At 54.1% G+C, this 17673-nt stretch carries 20 protein-coding genes and 1 pseudogene; 4 read left to right on the forward strand and 17 right to left on the reverse strand.

What is annotated here, in order from left to right:
- The 7 genes and pseudogenes from BOW51_RS01115 to BOW51_RS01145 form a co-directional block, all read right to left on the reverse strand.
- Positions 1-315 (reverse strand): ABC transporter permease (locus tag BOW51_RS01115; RefSeq protein ID WP_167367202.1); only part of this gene is annotated, 315 nt, incomplete at its 3' end.
- Complete coding sequence (locus BOW51_RS01120; protein ID WP_078476037.1) at positions 315-932, reverse strand: ABC transporter ATP-binding protein; 618 nt, start codon at positions 930-932, stop codon at positions 315-317. The genes BOW51_RS01120 and BOW51_RS01115, both read right to left, overlap by 1 nt.
- Positions 925-1630, reverse strand: a pseudogene (gene trmB, locus BOW51_RS01125) (tRNA (guanosine(46)-N7)-methyltransferase TrmB). The gene BOW51_RS01120 and the pseudogene trmB overlap by 8 nt, the downstream one beginning before the upstream one ends.
- An 18-nt stretch (positions 1631-1648) precedes the next feature.
- Positions 1649-1981, reverse strand: coding sequence for a glutaredoxin family protein (locus BOW51_RS01130; protein WP_078476038.1), 333 nt, complete (start codon positions 1979-1981; stop codon positions 1649-1651).
- Positions 1969-2364, reverse strand: a complete 396-nt coding sequence (locus BOW51_RS01135; RefSeq protein WP_078476039.1) for a hypothetical protein — start codon at positions 2362-2364, stop codon at positions 1969-1971. The genes BOW51_RS01130 and BOW51_RS01135 overlap by 13 nt, the downstream gene beginning before the upstream one ends.
- Before the next feature lie 19 nt (positions 2365-2383).
- Positions 2384-3322: an MBL fold metallo-hydrolase gene (locus tag BOW51_RS01140; protein WP_078476040.1), complete on the reverse strand. Its 939-nt coding sequence runs from the start codon at positions 3320-3322 to the stop codon at positions 2384-2386.
- 3 nt (positions 3323-3325) lie between these two features.
- A complete protein-coding gene (locus tag BOW51_RS01145) occupies positions 3326-3631 on the reverse strand; it encodes a GIY-YIG nuclease family protein (RefSeq protein ID WP_078476041.1) in 306 nt (101 codons plus the stop codon).
- Positions 3632-3680: 49 nt separating this feature from the next.
- Here BOW51_RS01145 and BOW51_RS01150 point away from each other — a divergent pair, with 49 nt between their 5' ends.
- Positions 3681-3893 (forward strand): SlyX family protein, encoded by a 213-nt coding sequence (locus BOW51_RS01150; RefSeq protein WP_167367203.1) that lies wholly within the window; start codon positions 3681-3683, stop codon positions 3891-3893.
- Positions 3894-3906: 13 nt separating this feature from the next.
- On the opposite strand, the gene BOW51_RS01155 is transcribed toward BOW51_RS01150, so the two are convergent.
- The 7 genes from BOW51_RS01155 to BOW51_RS01185 all read right to left on the reverse strand — a co-directional run bounded on the left by BOW51_RS01155 (position 3907) and on the right by BOW51_RS01185 (position 11695).
- Positions 3907-4857 carry an SH3 domain-containing protein gene (locus BOW51_RS01155; protein ID WP_135567991.1) on the reverse strand — a complete coding sequence of 317 codons (951 nt, stop codon included), beginning with the start codon at positions 4855-4857 and terminating at the stop codon, positions 3907-3909.
- A 177-nt stretch (positions 4858-5034) separates the two neighbouring features.
- Positions 5035-5547 (reverse strand): EF-hand domain-containing protein, encoded by a 513-nt coding sequence (locus BOW51_RS01160; protein WP_078476044.1) that lies wholly within the window; start codon positions 5545-5547, stop codon positions 5035-5037.
- Between the two features lie 196 nt (positions 5548-5743).
- Complete coding sequence (locus BOW51_RS01165; RefSeq protein WP_135567992.1) at positions 5744-5944, reverse strand: hypothetical protein; 201 nt, start codon at positions 5942-5944, stop codon at positions 5744-5746.
- A gap of 51 nt (positions 5945-5995) precedes the next feature.
- Complete coding sequence (locus tag BOW51_RS01170; RefSeq protein WP_370738144.1) at positions 5996-7183, reverse strand: ribonucleotide-diphosphate reductase subunit beta; 1188 nt, start codon at positions 7181-7183, stop codon at positions 5996-5998.
- Positions 7184-7198: 15 nt separating this feature from the next.
- Entirely contained in the window at positions 7199-10057 is a 2859-nt protein-coding gene (locus BOW51_RS01175) for a ribonucleoside-diphosphate reductase subunit alpha (protein WP_078476046.1), read from the reverse strand.
- Positions 10058-10479: 422 nt separating this feature from the next.
- Positions 10480-10902, reverse strand: coding sequence for a CopD family protein (locus tag BOW51_RS01180; RefSeq protein WP_078476047.1), 423 nt, complete (start codon positions 10900-10902; stop codon positions 10480-10482).
- A 112-nt stretch (positions 10903-11014) separates the two neighbouring features.
- Complete coding sequence (locus BOW51_RS01185; protein ID WP_078476048.1) at positions 11015-11695, reverse strand: DUF4126 domain-containing protein; 681 nt, start codon at positions 11693-11695, stop codon at positions 11015-11017.
- Positions 11696-11896: 201 nt separating this feature from the next.
- On the opposite strand from BOW51_RS01185, the gene argC reads away from it, so the two are divergent.
- From argC to erpA, 3 genes are all read left to right on the forward strand, one after another.
- Entirely contained in the window at positions 11897-12922 is a 1026-nt protein-coding gene (argC, locus tag BOW51_RS01190; protein WP_078476049.1) for an N-acetyl-gamma-glutamyl-phosphate reductase, read from the forward strand.
- Positions 12922-13677 carry a DUF6776 family protein gene (locus tag BOW51_RS01195; protein ID WP_078476050.1) on the forward strand — a complete coding sequence of 252 codons (756 nt, stop codon included), beginning with the start codon at positions 12922-12924 and terminating at the stop codon, positions 13675-13677. The genes argC and BOW51_RS01195 overlap by 1 nt, the downstream gene beginning before the upstream one ends.
- A 149-nt stretch (positions 13678-13826) precedes the next feature.
- Positions 13827-14183 (forward strand): iron-sulfur cluster insertion protein ErpA, encoded by a 357-nt coding sequence (gene erpA / locus BOW51_RS01200; protein WP_078476051.1) that lies wholly within the window; start codon positions 13827-13829, stop codon positions 14181-14183.
- A gap of 73 nt (positions 14184-14256) precedes the next feature.
- Here the strand turns inward: erpA and BOW51_RS01205 are convergent, their stop codons facing one another.
- The 3 genes from BOW51_RS01205 to BOW51_RS01215 form a co-directional block, all read right to left on the reverse strand.
- Positions 14257-15606 carry an FAD-dependent oxidoreductase gene (locus BOW51_RS01205; RefSeq protein WP_078476052.1) on the reverse strand — a complete coding sequence of 450 codons (1350 nt, stop codon included), beginning with the start codon at positions 15604-15606 and terminating at the stop codon, positions 14257-14259.
- 21 nt (positions 15607-15627) lie between these two features.
- Positions 15628-16245 carry a c-type cytochrome gene (locus BOW51_RS01210; protein WP_167367204.1) on the reverse strand — a complete coding sequence of 206 codons (618 nt, stop codon included), beginning with the start codon at positions 16243-16245 and terminating at the stop codon, positions 15628-15630.
- A 182-nt stretch (positions 16246-16427) separates the two neighbouring features.
- Entirely contained in the window at positions 16428-17570 is a 1143-nt protein-coding gene (locus tag BOW51_RS01215) for a PQQ-dependent sugar dehydrogenase (RefSeq protein ID WP_245828328.1), read from the reverse strand.
- Positions 17571-17673: the final 103 nt, after the last annotated feature.

Below are 17673 nucleotides of genomic sequence, written 5' to 3' on the forward strand. Positions count from 1 at the left end.
CGAGATCGACATCGCAGTGGCACCAATACCGTAACCCCACCAGCCGTTGAAGCGCCGGCGCTGTCGAGACAGTACCTCGTAACCTGCAACGCTGAGCATAATACTGCCGAGTAGCAGAACCATCCAGAATGCCTGTTCCGCGAAGATGATTTTCAGCACATAGCCGAGCAGGATCAGCTGCACCGCGCTGCGCAGTGCCGCGATAAGAAACTGGCGGCCGACGCCAAGGTGCAGGCGCCAGGAGAGAAAAGCCATCATCAGAATCAGTGCCGAGGTGATCGCCAGGTCAAATGGTGTCAGGATAATCAGGCTCATCACTGCTCCTCCTGCCGGCTTGCTGCGAGAAGGATTTCTCCGTTTCTGCTTTCGAAGTGACGATCGCCAACCCGCTGCTGTTGTGACTTGTCATGCGTAATCCAGATGACGGGAGTTGCATTTGCCTGCTGATATTCACTGATCAGCTCTTCGACCACCGAGGTGTGGTGTGCATCAAGGTTGGCGGTCGGTTCGTCGAGAAGCAGTGCACGAGGTTGATTAGCCAACAGCCTGATTATCGCAAGGCGCTGTTTTTCTCCGGAGGAGAGGTGTGATACCGGTGATTTAAACAGGGACGCATCGAGCCCCAGCGAGGCGAGCTCGATAGATATGCGTGACGGAAAATGTGCACTGACGTGATCTTCCCACCAGTGGCTGACTGCAGGCAGGTATCCAGCCATGCGTCGCCATTCAAAGGCTGGTGTAAGTGATCTTTGCGTATCATTGATCCAGGCATCGCCAGAGGTGTTCGGGTCGAGGTCGATGATTGCACGCAGCAAGCGGCTTTTACCACTGCCTGAGGGACCGCTGAGGGTGACTGTTTCCGAGCTTGCAAGCGTCAGGCTCCATGGCGCCTGTAAACCGTTTGAAATTCCTTCGAGTCGGAGCTCAGGCATGCTTGCGGATGAAAACCAGGTCCCAGACACCGTGTCCAAGTCGCTGGCCACGCTGTTCAAACTTGGTGAGCGGGCGTTCATCGGGGCGTGGGGAGAACTCGCCTGCGCCGGCACTGTTACTGAAATAGGGTGATGCGGACAGCACTTCCATCATCTGTGCAGAATAGTTTTCCCAGTCGGTGGCGGCGTGAAAAAAGCCTCCGGGGCGAATCACGCGCGCCAGTTCCGAGACGAACTCCGCTTTGAGAATGCGACGCTTGTGGTGGCGTTTCTTGTGCCAGGGGTCGGGAAAGAAGAGCATTACGCCCTGCAGGCACGCATCAGGCATGGCGTGCAGCACCTCGACGGCATCATGCTTGAGCAGGCGCAGGTTGGTGAGGCCGAGTTCATCGATCCTGAGCAGCAGGTGACCAACGCCAGGTCCGTGTACCTCGACACCCAGGTAATTGATTTGCGGGTGGTGCTGCGCATAATGGGCGAGTGACTCGCCATTGCCAAAACCGATCTCCATCACAACCGGATTGTTGTTGTCGAAAATCTGCTGTGTGACAAAAGGCTGCGCCGGATCGAAATCGATTCCCCACTTGCGGCCACAGGTTGTCGAAGGCGTGCTGCTGACCCGTGGTCAGGCGTCCCTCGCGCAGCACGTAGCTGCGTATCGCGCGGTGATGTTTTTGCTCTTCAGGCATGGAGCGCATGATAGACCCAAAACGTGCTCATTGCACGGGTCTGTATAGTTGTCGAAAACGCGCCACGCTGAAACCGTCCATGCGTTGTCCGTCAACAAAGATCAAGGGCACGCCACGTGCCCGGTAACGCCTGAAGGCATCCATACCCTCGCGCGTCTTTTCCACGTCATATTCAGTGAACGGGATCTGGTGGCTGTTGAAGTAGTTTCTTGCCCTTCTGCAGATACCGCACCAGCTGGCGCTGTAAAAAATGACCTCGGGTTGTGTTTTTGCTCCCTTGGCGTGCTGCACCGATGCAGCTTGCACGCTCGCTGCTGCGGCCAGCAGCAGGAGCAGGGCGACAAAGATTACTCTTGGCATGGGATGATCTCTTCCAGTGTTTTTTCGAATTCAGTCGGGTTAAGCGGTAACTGCAGCACAGCGTGGAGTGGATGGATTTCCTCCAGCCTGGGAGCGTGGGCGATTTCCGACTTGTCGGCAAACAGAATTACTTTGGTCTCCTTTCGATGCCGCTGCAGTGCAATCAGCAGCACGTCGAGATTACTGATATTGACGCCTGCATAGTTGTTCCCATAGCCGTAGATAAACTCGGCGACGAGAATATCCGGCGGTGCTTTCTTAACCTGCTTGAGGGCCTTGCGGATGGAAGACGCAATCTCCTGCTCAATATCCAGGCGTTGATACAGCGCCGTGAAATTGGGATGGCGGGGCGATTCTATGACCGAGAGCAGCTGGCAGGACATTGTTGAATCCGTATGTGTGTTACTCCCACTCCAGTTCGGAGTAGACCTGCTGGGCATTCCGGCCATTCAGGGTTTCGTGGTTTTCCAGATAGGTATAGCTACTCAGGTCAACTTCACTGATGGCATCCATGGTTCCGCCATTTCCCATGAATTCACCAACTGCAGAGCGTATGAATGTGAGATAGCCACGTGTCACTTTTGTGGCTCGTTCGAGTGTCGTTACCGGGCCATGACCGGGCACGATGTGCTTTGGTTCGAGTGCGGCGAGCGCATCGAATACCTCGAGCCAACTGCTGCTGCTCGACATCGATCCCACTCCCAGCATGCGCTGTACGTAAATGATGTCGCCACTGAACACGACCTGCTGTGATGGCACCCAGATGAAGGAATCACCCGGTGTATGTGCTGCGCCTGCGTGGTAGATTTCGATTTTTTCCCCACCCAGTTCAAGCGTCATTTGCTCATCAAAGGTTTCGTCGGCGTAGACTGTCTCGGTGCCTTCGAGTCCCTCGTCGCCAACCAGGATGCCCAGTCCGATGAGTTGGTCTGTCGAGCGCGCCTGTTGATCTTCAACTGCCGCGCTGCTGGCTATCAGGCGGGCGCCGAGCGCCTTGAAGTAGCTGTTGCCCATCCAGCGGTGATCCTGTCCGCCGCTGTTGATAACTATCTTGACCGGTTTGTCGGTGATGCTCTTGATGCTGTTATGGAGCATTTCTGCTCCCTGGTATGTACCGCCAGAATCGATCAGGATGGCGCCTTCGTCGGTGATGATGAGCCCGAAGTTTGCGTTGTTGCCGAGGTTCTCTTTATCCCTGTTGGTTGTCGGTCCGATAATCGCGTAAATGGTGTCGCTGATTTTGACTGTCTGCAGCTTCAGCTCCAAAGGCTCTTCGGCCCATGAGAGTGATGTTGTGACAAGCACAACAATGGCTGTGAGAAAAAGGCTGCGTAGTTTCATTTTTTATTCCTTTGCGGCAAGTGTATTCGGTTCGGTATCCGGCATCAGCTCATGGAGCTGGATGCTTCCATCGATGAGTGCCAGTTTCTCTTTTCTGCTTAGCTGCTTGACCCTGTATTCCAGCTTGAGTGCGAGCCCGCGCTCGCCAACACGACTGGACCACGCCAGTTCGATCGGACCGCGCCCGCGCAGGTATTTTGCGCCCTTATTGTTCTTATGTTTATCGAGGCGGTTGTCGATGTCGGTTGTAATGCCTGTATAGAGGCTGTCGTCACCACATCGAATCAGATAGAGAAACCAGTCAGACATTCGGTATCATAATATGTTTATACAAGTCGGTCACGCAGGGAAAACAGGTATGCAAAGTGTAGAGGAGAGAATGGAGCAGCTGGAGACGCAGGCTGCTTTTAACGAAGCGGAGATCAATACCCTGAGTACACGCCTGATCGAGCAGCAGGGGCTGATCGACATGCTGTTGTCGAGACAGAAACAGCTGATCGAGCAGGTTGAGTCACTGGCAGAGAAGGGTGATGGTGCAGGCGGCGGGGTTGAGCTTCCGCCGCATTACTGACCCCCGGGCCCTGTTACCTTATCTCATCGAGTGGCAGGCAGGCGTAGTCTGGTGCCTGCAGGCTGCCGGCAAGTGCTATTTCCAGGGCAGAACTTTTTATGCTGCTTCCCTGTTTTGCCGTGATGGTTTTGAGGTAGATGTCCTTGCATCTGCTGCCATAGTAGCGCAGATCGATTTCATAGGGTTCTTCATCCGACAGCGCTTCCTGGTTGTGTGTTTCTGATGCGACAAGAAGTCTTCCACCCATGCGCATAAAACGCGCAACAGTTGCGTCGATATTCTGTGAAATGCCCGGTTCTGCGCCGTTAGCGTGTCTCAATACCACGCGGCATGAGGTGGCTTTCTCCTTTTCACCGAAAAAGTCTGCGATCACTTGCCCCTTTGCGCTGTTTGTCGTGATGCGTACCAGAGGGATGGAGCCTGAATTGATTTTTTCGGCTATAGAGGTCTGGTAGGAGGCAAATAGAATATGTGCAGCCGAAACAAACTTTCCTGCGGCCCGTTTCTTTTCAAGCAGTGATTTGCTGCACAGGTTTTTGGCTATTTCGACCAGGTAGTCTGGGGTGGAGAGGGCGGCCAGGGCTGTCCTGGTTTTGTTTATTGTCTCTGGAGATGTTTCTGCATCAAGTGCTGCCCTGATTGCTGCGATCTCTTCGAGGGTTGGCAGTCCGCTGTTTTTTGCCTTGCATACCGAGCTATCTTTCATCTTTTCGAGATAGCGGTCATACACATAGGCGCTGCCTTCCTCGAAATCGATTTTGCACCAGCCTTTTGCACAGTTTTCAGCCCTGATGCACTTGCTATCGGCAGCGAGTACACCTGCCTTGTCTGCGCTGGTGCTTGCGGTTTTACGCACATTGAGAGTGTCAGTGAGTGCGATTCCCGTCACACGATAATACGCCTCAGCCACAACCGTGGTTGTGGTTAGCAGCAGAATTGTCAGAATGAGTGTAAGGCTTCTCATTGCTTTGCGTGGATTATTGATAATCACTCTCTATCGCCGTTCCGGCAATGCATGTCATTGTGCCGACAAGAGATGTTGCCGGGGAAACGGCGCACAGTGTAAACAATTCCGTCTGCTGGTGAAAGCCCCGCAGCCGGACGGGGTAGCAACATCCCTGTTGCAAACTGCAGAGTCGGGCTATTTAGCGTGTCGTTCAGCCTGGTGCTGTGCAAATTCCTCGGGGCTGATCATGCCATCCTTGTTGGTATCAATATCCTCGAATGCAGGCGGCTGCATGTGCTTGCCTTTGCCCTTGTGATGCTTGCAGTAGGGATGACGTCCGGAGCCGTGTTCCATCATTGGACCGCGCATGGCACGCCTGCTCTCGCGCATGGCACGCCTTTTCGTCCGGTGTGCTTCCATTGCAGCTTTCATTTCGTCAGCGCTGAGCTCTCCATCGGAGTCGGTATCCATGTCACTGAACATCGGTGCTTGCCCCATATTTCTCATGCGACGGCCCATACGTGCCATCTTTTCAATGCGAGCTGCACGGCCGGTGTTGAACTCTTCTTCCGAGATAGTGCCACTTTCATCTGTATCGAACTGACCCATCATGTTCTTTTGGTTGCCCATTGGGCCCTTACACGCAAAAGCAGTGCACGAGGCCAGAATGGCCGAGGTAAGAAGAAGGGTAATCAGGCTTTTTTTCATCTTTTTCTCCTAGATAGATGTAAAAGGGTTCAGCAATTTTGAGTGTTCGCAGGCTCAACAGTTCAATTCAAACTGAACTATCGAGTGTGCGGGGAGATAGCGCGAATCCAGATACAGATGGACAGCTTTCATTTGAGTATCACCAGAAAAAATGGCGGGATCCCGGGTGACTCCGGCCCCACCAAATCCCCACGACTTATCTGTAAATACGCGATTTTCCTGCGGCCGGGTCAGCGACCATGACTGACTGCCGCATGGTGCGGCTGGTAATCATCTGGAGCCTGGTTATCAACTGCCTTTGTCCGCAAACCGGGCACTGGTAGCGAACCTGTTCCGTGTTGCGTTCCCTGATTGATTCCGCAATCATCATGGAGTTGTGGCAATGTGTACAGTGCATAACTGTTCTCCCGTAATCCAGACCGGGTCATCCCCGGCCACACGTGGTGTATTAATCCCAGTTCAGAGCGCCGCCGGTCTGGTACTCGGTGACACGCGTCTCGAAGAAGTTTTTCTCCTTGCGCATATTCGCTTGCTCGTCGAGCCATGGCAGGGTGTTCTCTGCGCCCGGAAAGGGTTCTTCCAGCTGCAGTGAGCGTGCGCGGCGATTGGCGATAAAACGGAACTGGGCAATATGATCTTCAGACGAGTAGCCGAGGATTGGATCAGGTAGCAGGTAGTCTGCATAGCCCTGCTCGCACGCTTCCGCCTCTTCCCACATCTCCCTGATGGCGTTTGTATCCAGTGTCAGGTTCTCTTCCTTGATGATCTGCTTGGCGACACGGATGCCGAACGAGGCATGCATGACTTCGTCACGCATGATGTATTGCAGCTGTTCGGCTGTGCCCTTCATCAGGCCGCGGCGCTGTAGTGCAAATATCGGGCTGAAGCCGTTGTAGAACCAGCAGCCCTCGAAAATTCCGGCAAAGAAGATATACGCCATGACGAAATTATGCAGTTCATCGGGATCATGCAGATCGATGTCGGCGCGCAGCACAGAATCGAGACGACGGTTGGCTACCTGGATCTTGGCATTGATCTCCGGCACCACACGGTAGCGGTTGTAGATCTCGCCCTGGTCGAGTCCGATGGTCTCGATGCAGTGCTGGTAGGTCCAGGTGTGCAGCGACTCCTCGTAGACCTGGCGCGCCTGGTAGATCTGCAGCTCGGGGGCTGTCATCTTCTCCATCACCGCGAGGCCGATGTTGCGCATCGCGAGAATGTCGGAGGTGGTCAGGTAGGAGAGTACGTTCTCGAAAATGTGGCGCTCCTCGAGCGTCAGTTTGTGATGATAATCGTGTACATCCTGCGCCATGTTGATATCGAGCGGCGTCCAGTGGTTCTTGTTGGCGTTGAGAAAGTAGTCCCATGCCCACGGGTACTTGAAGGGCGCCAGCTGGTTGACGTCGCCTTCACCATTAATGACACGCTTGTCTTCTGCACGTACCGGTTTTTGTCCGAGGGCGATATTGGCGCTCGGATCGAGTGTATCTGTCGCACTGACCTGCGGCTTTTTGGCAGCTTCCGTGATGGGGCTGACAGTCGTTTCCGCTGTGCTGTCTGCAACAGGTGTCGCTTTTTCTGCTTCGGCGACTACCGGTTTTTGTGTAGAGAGTGGATCATCCCAGTTAAGCATCATCTATCTCCTTTATTGTTATTGGCAGGCTTCACAATCGGGATCGAGAATCGAACATGCTTTCGGTGCTTCCGGCGGGCTCGCTTTGGCTTCATCATCTCTGCCTGCATCCGAGGTCTTCTCGACACCCGTGGCGCCCATTGAACGCAGGTAGTAGGTGGTTTTTAGGCCACGCACCCATGCCAGCTTGTAGAGATTGTCGAGCTTTTTACCGGATGGCTCCGCCATGTAGAGATTGAGGCTCTGTGCCTGGTCAATCCACTTCTGGCGACGTGAACCGGCCTCGATCAGCCAGCGCGCATCCATCTCGAACGCCGTGGCATAGAGCGCCTTGACGTCTTCCGGAATACGGTCAATCTGCTGGGTTGAACCGTCGTAGTACTTGAGATCGTTGACCATGACTTCATCCCACAGGCCAAGCTCCTTGAGGTCCTTGACCATGTAGGGATTGATCACGGTGAACTCGCCAGAGAGGTTCGATTTGACGAACAGGTTCTGGTAGGTCGGCTCGATCGACTGGCTGACTCCGCAGATATTGGAGATGGTCGCAGTTGGTGCAATCGCCATGGTGTTGGAGTTGCGCATGCCGACGCGCTTGACCTGTTCGCGCAGACTGTCCCAGTCGAGCGTGGTGCCTTCATCCACCTGCAGATACTGTTCGCCACGGTGCTTTTTCATTCCGATCAGCGAGTCATACGGCAGGATGCCCTGGCTCCACAGCGAGCCCTCGAAACTGTTGTACTTGCCGCGCTCTGCAGCGAGGTCGCTGGATGCCTTGATGGCATAGTAGGAGACAGCCTCCATCGAGGTGTCTGCAAACTGGACAGCATCATCCGACGAGTAGGGGATACGCATTTTGTAGAGTGCATCCTGGAATCCCATGATGCCCATACCGACAGGACGATGACGCAGGTTTGAGTTACGTGCCTGCGGAACCGAGTAGTAGTTGTACTCGATGACATTGTCGAGCATGCGCATCGCGGTGGTGATGGTTTTCTCCAGCTTTGCCATGTCGAGACCTGTATCAGTGGTGTGCTGAGTCAGGTTGACGGAACCCAGGTTGCACACTGCAATCTCCTGGTCATTGGTGTGCAGCGTGATCTCTGTGCAGAGATTCGAGCTGTGCACCATACCTGCATGCTGGTTGGTATAACGCAGGTTGCACGGGTCCTTGAAAGTGACCCACGGGTGACCTGTCTCGAACAGCATGCCGAGCATCTTGCGCCACAGGTCGTTGGCCTTGAGGGTGCGTGAGATCTTGAGCTCGCCATTTGCCGCTTTCTCTTCGTATGCGGTATAGGCTGCTTCGAACTCGAGACCGGTGAGGTCGTGCAGATCGGGCGTTTCATTTGGAGAGAAGAGTGTCCAGTTACCATCCTCGGCAACACGCTTCATGAAAAGATCGGGAATCCAGTTGGCGGTGTTCATGTCGTGCGTACGGCGACGTTCGTCACCCGTATTCTTACGCAGCTCGAGGAAGTCCTCGATATCGATATGCCAGGTCTCAAGGTAGGCACACACGGCGCCTTTGCGCTTGCCGCCCTGGTTGACTGCCACGGCAGTGTCGTTGGCAACCTTGAGGAAGGGCACGACGCCCTGGGATTTGCCGTTGGTCCCCTTGATGTGGGAGCCAAGACCACGTACGCGGCTCCAGTCATTGCCGAGGCCGCCGGCAAATTTCGACAGCAGTGCATTATCCTTGATGGAGCCGTAGATACCGTCGAGATGATCCGGAACCGTTGTCAGGTAACAGCTCGAGAGCTGTGGACGCAGGGTGCCGGAGTTGAACAGTGTTGGTGTAGAACTCATGAAATCGAAGCTAGAAAGCAGCCTGTAGAACTCGATCGCACGCTCTTCACGGTCGATTTCGTTGATCGCAAGTCCCATCGCAACGCGCATAAAGAATGCCTGCGGCAGTTCAAAGCGGGTGCCGTCTTCGTCATGGATGAAGTAGCGGTCGAAGAGCGTCTGCAGGCCGAGATAGGTGAACTGCAGGTCGCGGGTCGCATCCAGTGCGGCAGTAATTTTTTCGAGGTCGTACTGGTTCAGACGCGGGTCGACCAGTTCCAGCTCGACAGCCTTGTTGAGATAGCTTCTGAAATAGTCACCGTATTCATCCGCCATCTCTTCCTGGGTGGCGATGGCCGTGTTCATTTCGAGGAAACCGAGTGCTTCGCGGCGCATGTTGTCGAGCAGCAGGCGTGCGGCTACCTTGGAGTAATTCGGTTCGCTCTCGATCATGGTGCGTGCGGTCATGACCAGGGTTGTGCCGACGTCTTTCTCCTTTACACCATCGAAAAGGTTGCGACATGTTCCGTCGATGATTTTCTGGCTGTCAACATCCTCAAGGCCCTTGCATGCCTCGTTGACCAGCGCCGTCAGCCGGACATGGTCGATCGGCGCCTTGGTGCCGTCCGCGAGCGTCACATCAACGATGTGTTTCTCATCGATGAGGCCCTCTTCAATATCATCCTCTGCACGTTTTTTCTTCTGTTCTTCACGATAGAGGACGTAGGCGCGTGCAACCTTGTGTTCGCCACTGCGCATCAGGGCCAGTTCGACCTGGTCCTGGATATCCTCGATATGCAGGGTGTCGCTGTCGCTGCGGCGGGTCAGGATGTCGACGACCTGGACAGTCAGTTCTGCAACTGTCTGGTGAATGCGCGAAGAGGTGGCAGCATTGCCGCCCTCGACTGCAAGAAATGCCTTGGTCATTGCAACGGTGATTTTTGACGGGTCAAAACTGGTCTGTTTTCTGTTGCGTCGAATGACGTAGAGACCGTTATCTTCTGAAATCTGTTCTGGTTCTGCTGTTTCTGCGACTGGTGCGGTTGCAGTCGTCTTGGAAGCCGTATCGGCTGACATGGTCGATGCCATTATTTCTCTCTCCAGTCAGGAAAATTTGTCTGTTTTGTTATCCAGTGGTCTATCTTGTGCGGACCGCTATCGTGCGGTCTTTGATCTCGGGCTGATCAGGCGCCTTTTTTGTCCTGTGCCGCTTGCCGGTGAGGGATTTGCAGCATCTTGTGGATCCCTGTGGAAAGCTTGGCGTCTGGGCGATCAGCGGAATGCACTAAAAACAATATATACGCATTTTCCATAGTGTCAACCACAATATCTAGTGTCTAAGCGGTGATTTACTGGTGAATGAGGTGTGGAAATCTTGTGGATAAACTGGTGTGGAAAAGGCGCAAAAGCGCGTGGTTAAGCGCTTGATGCTGTGAATGAACAGGAGTGCCTGAATGGGGGATAAAAAAGGAAAAAAATATTTTCCTGGTGTTATCTCAAGCTACAGAAAATCAGAAAGGTTTGAGGCCCGCAAGCAGGACGATGGCGAGCAGGAAAATGACCGGAATTTCATTAAACCAGCGGTACCAGACATGGCTGCGGCTGTTTCTGTCCTCTGCAAACTGCTTGACGATTTGTCCGCACCAGAAGTGGTAACCGACCAGGCCAGCTATCAGCACCAGTTTCAGGTGTAGCCAACCCATGGATGAGTAGGCTGCCCAGGCATAATCAATCAGCATCCAGATGCCGAAAGCGATATTGAGAATCATCCATGGAGTGATGAATTTGTAGAGTTTGCGCTCCATCAGCTTGAATTGCTCGCTGGTGGCGTGGTCATCGATCATGGCGTGATTGACAAAAATACGCGGCAGGTAGAAAAGCCCTGCAAACCAGGCGACCATGAAAAAGAGATGGAAAGACTTAAGCCACAACATAGGTGATTAATTCAGAGTAGTTTGAGACAGGCTGAAAGTATCAGCGTAAATGGGCGTTGAGTAAAGTAGTTGGGGATAATTTTACTCTTCGACCAAATATGACCGGTGTCGCTCAGGGCTCATCAGCGCTTTTTGACTCGAGTCGCCTGGCGATCTCCTCGTTGCTGGGTGCAGACTCAGGTTCGGGAGCCGGTTTGTCGCTGAACCAGCTGCGGACTTTGGCAGCTATACGCTTGATCGCACGCCAGATTTTAGGCAGTAGCCAGATCGCCAGCAGCATGAACAGAATCAGTGCGGCAATAAACAGCAAGGGGTAATTGAGCGCTGTCCACAGTCCGCCAACCACGGCGAGGTCCTCTGCTACAGAGGCAGTCCAGTTGGTAACGGGTTCAGGTGAGGTATTGATAACCAGGCGCGAACCTGCCTTGGTAAAGTGGCTGGTTGCAGCAACACTGCCACCAAGCAGCAGTGCTCCGAACTCGGCAGCCTGGTTCATATCGAGGCCACCAGCAGCACCTGCGGCGATCATTGCGCCCGCCGGGATGCGAATGAAAGTGTGTATCGCATCCCAGCCACTATCGACGCCGGGTGTCTTGTCGGCAACGAATTCGACGAAATACATCAGCGCGGCAATACCCATTACAAGCGGATCCTGCAGTACCTCGAGGGCAGGCGGCAGTGTCGTGTAGCCGGTCGCCCCCATGTATCCAAGTACGAGAACTGCAGCGTAGAGGTTGATGCCGGAGGCCCAGGCAGCGCCGAGCATCAGCGCGATGGCGTCTATGGTTTCCATGTGATTTTTCCTTCAGGTATCACTTTATCTGACTTGTATTGAGATAGTGAGTTCATCATGTACTCAGTTTGCAGGCGGCTGCGGCAAGTTACAAGTTCCGCTGCCCCGGCTAAAACACATACCCGCAACTGATAAATTTCAGGCGGATTGGTGTATTATTAGCCGCTTGCGGGTAAGTACAGAACAGACAAGACAGGAAACATGATCAAGATAGGTATAGTTGGTGGAACAGGTTACACGGGCGTTGAGTTGTTGCGCTTGTTGGCCATGCATCCGCAGGCGGAGCTGCAGGTAATTACATCACGTGGTGAAGCCGGCCGCCCGGTGGCTGATCTTTTTCCCAGCCTGCGCGGGCATATCGATCTCGCTTTCAGCGAGCCGGATGAAAATGCCCTGAAGGTCTGTGACCTGGTTTTTTTCGCCACGCCTAACGGTACGGCGATGCAGTCGGCGTCAGCTCTGCTTGCTGCCAATACACGTGTCATAGACCTTGCGGCGGATTTTCGTATTCGTGATCGTGCGGTGTGGGAGCAGTGGTATGGCATGACGCATGCCTCTCCTGAGCTCCTGTCGGAGGCTGTTTACGGATTGCCCGAAATCAATCGTGAGGCGATTCGTGGCGCCATGCTGGTTGCCAATCCAGGCTGTTATCCGACGGCTACCATTCTCGGTTATTTGCCTCTCGCTGCGAAAGGGCTGACTGAAGGGCCGTTGATTGCAGACTGCAAGTCGGGCGTCAGCGGCGCAGGCCGCGGTGCCAGCGTCGCTGCCCTGATGGCGGAATGCGGCGAGAGCTTCAAGGCGTATGCAGTTGCCGGTCACCGTCACCTACCCGAGATTCGGCAGGTACTGGGAGGCATCATTGGTGACGAGCCCAGCATGACCTTTACCCCCCACCTGTTGCCGATGATTCGCGGCATCCATGCCACGCTCTACAGCCAGGTAACGGCAGACACTGATCTGCAGGCACTCTACGAGGAGTTCTACGCGGACGAGCCGTTCGTCGACGTGCTACCCCAGGGTTCCCATCCCGAGACACGCAGTGTGCGCGGCGTAAACCGCTGCCAGATCGCAGTTCACCGTCCACAGGGTGGCGATACCGTGGTCGCGCTCTCGGTGATAGATAACCTGGTCAAGGGGGCTGCCGGCCAAGCCGTGCACAACATGAACCTGATGTTCGGACTGGATGAGAGCATGGGTCTTGACCATGTTGCGCTGGCGCCCTGATGGAACAGCCGGTTAAGAAAAAGGCAAGACGCGTATCCATGTTGAGCGCCAACCTGATCTCGAAAATTGCTATTTCAGTCGCATTTATCGCGATTGTGTGGCTCTTCTGGTCCATGGGTGAAGAGGTGAATGTCGGTGGAAAGGATATCGTTATCCGTGACCGCGCACAGGCTGTGGAAGTTGTTGGCGAGCTGCAGAAAACGCTCGAACAGATCACCAGGGAGCGTGACACCTATCGTCAGCAGGTCATCATGATGGAGCGCTCATTCCAGAGTGATCGTGAGGTTGCGAAAACCCTGCGCGAGGAGCTCAAGGCGCTTCAGGCCGAACGGCACAAATGGAGAGAAGAGACAGCCCTGGTCAAAAAACTGTTGAGCGACAATACGATTGATACTGCGCTGGATATCAGTGCGATTGAGGTTGTGCCCAGCGAGATTATCGGCGAATACCATTTCGAGGTTGCTGTCAGCCGCCTTCCCGACTCCGATAAACCGGTCAAGGCTGAGTTGCACTATGAATTGATTGGCAATGAAGCCGGTCTCGAGAAGCGTTACCTGTCGAGCGATGTCGGTCTCAAGGCAAAAGAGGGCTACCAGCTGGAATTTCGCACCCTTGAGCGGGTACAGGGGCATTTTATGCATCCCCCTGCATTTGAGTTGGAGAAGATCCGCTTTTTTATCGAGGGCAAGGGTGAAAAAATACAGGGAGCAGAAAAGGATTTTGTGCCGACAGTGGCAGAGACTGCGATGAAGTGACGGCATATGCGTCAATACCCGTAGAGTTAGAATGCGATTTATAGAAAAATCTTGACTAAAATAGTAGGAAAAGCCATATTGGCGCTATCGTATGCCCCGGTATTATGCCGGGAGCAGCTTTTCATACAATGATTTAAGGTGTAGTAACAATGTCACAAGTGGAAGTACAGGCAGAAGAGGCTCCGCTCGAATTTACTTCGGCGGCGGCGACTAAAGTGGCCCAGCTGATCGAGGAAGAGGGTAATACAGAGCTGATGCTGCGTATCTATGTGCAGGGCGGCGGTTGTTCCGGTTTTCAGTACGGCTTTACTTTTGATGAGAATGTCAACGAGGGTGATACCGCTGTTGAGAAGGATGGTGTCAAGCTTCTGATTGATCCGATGAGCCTGCAGTACCTGATGGGTGCCGAGGTTGATTACACCGAAGGACTCCAGGGTGCGCAGTTTGTTATTCGTAATCCGAATGCAACCACGACCTGTGGATGTGGCTCCTCATTTTCGACCTGAGCCGGATTCTTCGTCCCGAATAAAAAACGCCGGTTTTTACCGGCGTTTTGTTTGGTTGAACCACACCTGGTTGCTAACTGTAGAACATATCCCTGAACATCCCCTCCGCCCACGCAAGGCCTGCCTGTCCCGAGCGCTGGCTCCATTTCTCCATCAGGTGGACACGGTCAAAAGCAAAGCTCTTCTCCATTTCATCGAATTTGTAGAATGCGATGATGCTCATGGATTCGAGCGGGTCTGTCTTGACGCCGGAGAAGCACATGGTTTGCGGGCTGCGCCAGGCGATCTCCTCTCCCCTGGCATGCGCGATAATCACCTCCGCGACATACTTGGCCTCGGAGTGGGCAGTGTTGCCGCTCTTGGAAAACGGCTGTGAACGTGAGTCCCCCGTGACATAGACGTGTTCATCATCCAGCAGGTGGTACTTGTAGGGATCGATAGCAGCCTCTTTCTGAGGCGATGCCGGGTCGGCGAGCCTGAAATTTTCCAGCACCCTGGATGCCCTGATCGGCGGATAAATCACTGCATCGTCAAACTGGTAGTTGTCGAATTCCGTCTCAATCTCTCGATCTTCCAGGTGAATATCTGTTATTTCAGCACTGGATTCATACTCGATAATATCCGCGTAGTATTCCGAGAAAGCGCGCCTGAAGCCGTCAGCCTTGATGCGAATGCCATTATTGCCGTCGAGCAACAGAATCTTTCCCTTGACCCTGCGCTGTTTCATCACGGCGGCCGCCATGCAGGCCCTCTCATAAGGAGCCGCCATGCAGCGATAGTTGCCCGTGGGCACGGTCATCAAGAGTGTTCCGCCATCGAAATTCTCGATCTTGTGCTTGATTGCCATGACCTCGGATGCACTGTTGAAACCCGCCGGGTAATGCATGCGCAACTGCTGCTCGACCTCCGGGTCTTCAACCCCGATGCGTGCATAGTCATAATCGATGCCGGGTGCCATAACGAGGTAGTCGTACGTGATTGCCCCCTCGGTGGTGTAAAGCGTCTTGCCTGCCCGGTCGAGGTCGATAGCCATTGCGCTGATGAACAGGTAGCCGTTGTTCTTCGCTGCATCGACATAGCTATGGGTAAGGAATTCGAGGTCCACCTGGTTTGCTATCCATGCATTACTGATAGGGCAGGAGACAAACTGCTCTTTCCTGTCCAGCAACACCACGTCAAAATCGCTGGCAAACTTTTTCAGGTACTTGGCCATGGTCAACCCCGACCAGCCTGCGCCAACGATCACCACGCGCGGCCCTTTTTGGGCCGGCAAGGGTGCAGGAGAAGAGAAGTGCCGTCCGATTGCAGGAGCCTCGACAGTCTTGCCCGACTCGCTGGCCTGGCTGCCTGGAGCAGCAACCGAAGCTGCCGCCAATGCGGCCGATGACTGTAAAAATTTACGGCGGTTGATTTTTTGACTCATGATTCAATCATATCCCTGCTGTCAGTAGAAATCGGTATTGCGCCAACCGGCAGAGGGCGCTTTTTCCCCCTCGGGAATCTCGAGCCAGGAAACATAATTGACAATCAACTCCAGCTCCTCCCGGCTTAACTGATCGACGATCCCCTTCATCACGGGATCGACATCGCGCAGGCCTTTCCTGATCAGGCCGACCTGGCGCATCACATAGGGGTAATGTTGCCCGTACAGCTTTGGAATCCTGGCCTCGTCTTTTCCCCTGCCGTCGTCTTCATGACAGGATGCGCAGTATTGCTGGTAGAGTTGTTTGCCCTGCCTGTACTCATCGGAAAAGTCATTGTATGGCCCCTGCTTGTGCCGTGGATGCATTGGCATCCTGGTGATATAGGTGACGACATCAATCAGTGACTGGTAGCTGCCGATCGTGCGTACCTGCACAAAGGGGTACATTATGGAGTTCTCCCTGTGGCCATCACGAATATCGAGCAGTTGTTTGAGCAATACATATGGGTGCTGCCCGGCAATCTGGGGATAAGCTCCATCACTACTGCCCCAGCCTTCCGGCAAATGGCATGCCGCGCAGGTTTCATAGACATGCCGTCCATTATTCAAATCAGGAGTGAATGTCAGCTCGATTGTCATCGTCTCTGCAGCAATGACGCTGTGCGATAATAGGGCGGTCGTTAATAGGACCGCACTCCATTGAAATAGCCACATCTTGGAAATCCTTATAAGAAGCTGAGTATATTCTGGCAGCATACAATTATTTTCTATTCAGGTGTTGGAATTGCCAGCGGGTAAGCAGGTGTCGAGCAGCTGCAGTCTCATTCAGGTGTCATGCGATACAGGGCGCCATCCTTCTCATCGGTCAGAAACCAGATTGCGCCATTGGGCCCTTCACGCACATCACGGATACGGCCGAAGGCACCTTTCAGAATTCTCTCTTCGCCCTTGATGTTGTCGCCCTCACGCTCGAGCCGGCTGATGAGCTGGTACTTGAGTGCGCCGACGAAAATATCTCCCTTCCACCCAGGCCAGAGTGTGCCTGAATAGATCATCATGCCGGATGGTGCAATTGACGGATCCCAGTAGTGGACCGGCTGTTGCATGCCCGGCTTGTGCGTGCCCTCGCCAATTTTTAGCCCAATGTAGTGTGTGCCATAGGAGATGATGGGCCAGCCGTAGTTAAGTCCTGCGCCGGGACGATTGATTTCGTCACCGCCTTTTGCTCCATGCTCAACGGTCCACAGGGCACCGGTTTGCGGATCCAGCGCTGCTCCCTGGGGGTTGCGGTGACCATGGGACCAGTTCTCTGCTGCGCCGGATTTATTGCTCCAGGGGTTGTCGCCAGGGATTGTTCCATCGCGTGCGATGCGAATCACCTTGCCGATATGGTTATTTATGTTCTGTGCCTTGTTTGCGTTACCGCGATCGCCCAGCGTCACCCACAGGTTGCCATCTGCTGCTTCAACGATACGTGAACCGTAGTGGTGACTGGTGCTTTCGGCCGGGGCCTGGCGGAAGATGACGCGCAGGTTCTCAAGGCGATCACCCTGTTTGCCGAGACGGGCGACTGCGATGGCGGTACGGCTTCTGTTTTTTTCCACGGATTCTGAGTAGCTCAGAAAGATTTCCCGGCTGCTGCTGAAATCACGGGCTGCGACGACGTCGAGCAGGCCGCCTTGTCGCTGCGAATGAACCTTGGGAATGCCTTTTACCAGGGATCGAGAGCCATTGGTGTTCACTAGCCACAGGGAGCCGCTGCGTTCAGTGACCAGTATGTTGCCACCGGGCAGAAAGGCGAGTGCCCACGGGTGCGAAAATGGCCCGGCTATCTGTTCGACCTGCACATCTCCAGCGGAGGTCGAGTGGGTTGCTGTTTGATTCTCAGCTCTTAGAGTGGTGACAACTGAAAGCAGGAGCAGGAGTATCATGGGGGATGTTGATGCAATGATACTTTTATTCATTTTATGTCACGCTTAGGCGGGGTAGATGCAGCCGAGTGGGACGCTTTTGCTGGCTCCCGTGACCTCTGTGAGGTTGCCGCTGAGTCCGTTGAGTGTGCGATGG

The sequence above is a fragment of the Solemya elarraichensis gill symbiont genome (assembly GCF_002021095.1).
GTDB lineage: Bacteria > Pseudomonadota > Gammaproteobacteria > Chromatiales > Chromatiaceae.

Bases quoted from the DNA above. Each gene is read 5' to 3' on its own strand.
- BOW51_RS01185 (WP_078476048.1), bottom strand. From the start codon at position 11,695: ATGGAAACCATAGACGCCATCGCGCTGATGCTCGGCGCTGCCTGGGCC.
- BOW51_RS01150 (WP_167367203.1), top strand. From the start codon at position 3,681: ATGCAAAGTGTAGAGGAGAGAATGGAGCAGCTGGAGACGCAGGCTGCT.
- erpA (WP_078476051.1), top strand. From the start codon at position 13,827: ATGTCACAAGTGGAAGTACAGGCAGAAGAGGCTCCGCTCGAATTTACT.
- BOW51_RS01195 (WP_078476050.1), top strand. From the start codon at position 12,922: ATGGAACAGCCGGTTAAGAAAAAGGCAAGACGCGTATCCATGTTGAGC.
- BOW51_RS01130 (WP_078476038.1), bottom strand. From the start codon at position 1,981: ATGCCAAGAGTAATCTTTGTCGCCCTGCTCCTGCTGCTGGCCGCAGCA.
- BOW51_RS01160 (WP_078476044.1), bottom strand. From the start codon at position 5,547: ATGAAAAAAAGCCTGATTACCCTTCTTCTTACCTCGGCCATTCTGGCC.
- BOW51_RS01165 (WP_135567992.1), bottom strand. From the start codon at position 5,944: ATGCACTGTACACATTGCCACAACTCCATGATGATTGCGGAATCAATC.
- BOW51_RS01135 (WP_078476039.1), bottom strand. From the start codon at position 2,364: ATGTCCTGCCAGCTGCTCTCGGTCATAGAATCGCCCCGCCATCCCAAT.
- BOW51_RS01180 (WP_078476047.1), bottom strand. From the start codon at position 10,902: ATGTTGTGGCTTAAGTCTTTCCATCTCTTTTTCATGGTCGCCTGGTTT.
- BOW51_RS01145 (WP_078476041.1), bottom strand. From the start codon at position 3,631: ATGTCTGACTGGTTTCTCTATCTGATTCGATGTGGTGACGACAGCCTC.
- BOW51_RS01215 (WP_245828328.1), bottom strand. From the start codon at position 17,570: ATGAATAAAAGTATCATTGCATCAACATCCCCCATGATACTCCTGCTC.
- argC (WP_078476049.1), top strand. From the start codon at position 11,897: ATGATCAAGATAGGTATAGTTGGTGGAACAGGTTACACGGGCGTTGAG.
- BOW51_RS01175 (WP_078476046.1), bottom strand. From the start codon at position 10,057: ATGGCATCGACCATGTCAGCCGATACGGCTTCCAAGACGACTGCAACC.
- BOW51_RS01170 (WP_370738144.1), bottom strand. From the start codon at position 7,183: ATGATGCTTAACTGGGATGATCCACTCTCTACACAAAAACCGGTAGTC.
- BOW51_RS01120 (WP_078476037.1), bottom strand. From the start codon at position 932: ATGCCTGAGCTCCGACTCGAAGGAATTTCAAACGGTTTACAGGCGCCA.
- BOW51_RS01155 (WP_135567991.1), bottom strand. From the start codon at position 4,857: ATGAGAAGCCTTACACTCATTCTGACAATTCTGCTGCTAACCACAACC.
- BOW51_RS01140 (WP_078476040.1), bottom strand. From the start codon at position 3,322: ATGAAACTACGCAGCCTTTTTCTCACAGCCATTGTTGTGCTTGTCACA.
- BOW51_RS01210 (WP_167367204.1), bottom strand. From the start codon at position 16,245: ATGACAATCGAGCTGACATTCACTCCTGATTTGAATAATGGACGGCAT.
- BOW51_RS01205 (WP_078476052.1), bottom strand. From the start codon at position 15,606: ATGAGTCAAAAAATCAACCGCCGTAAATTTTTACAGTCATCGGCCGCA.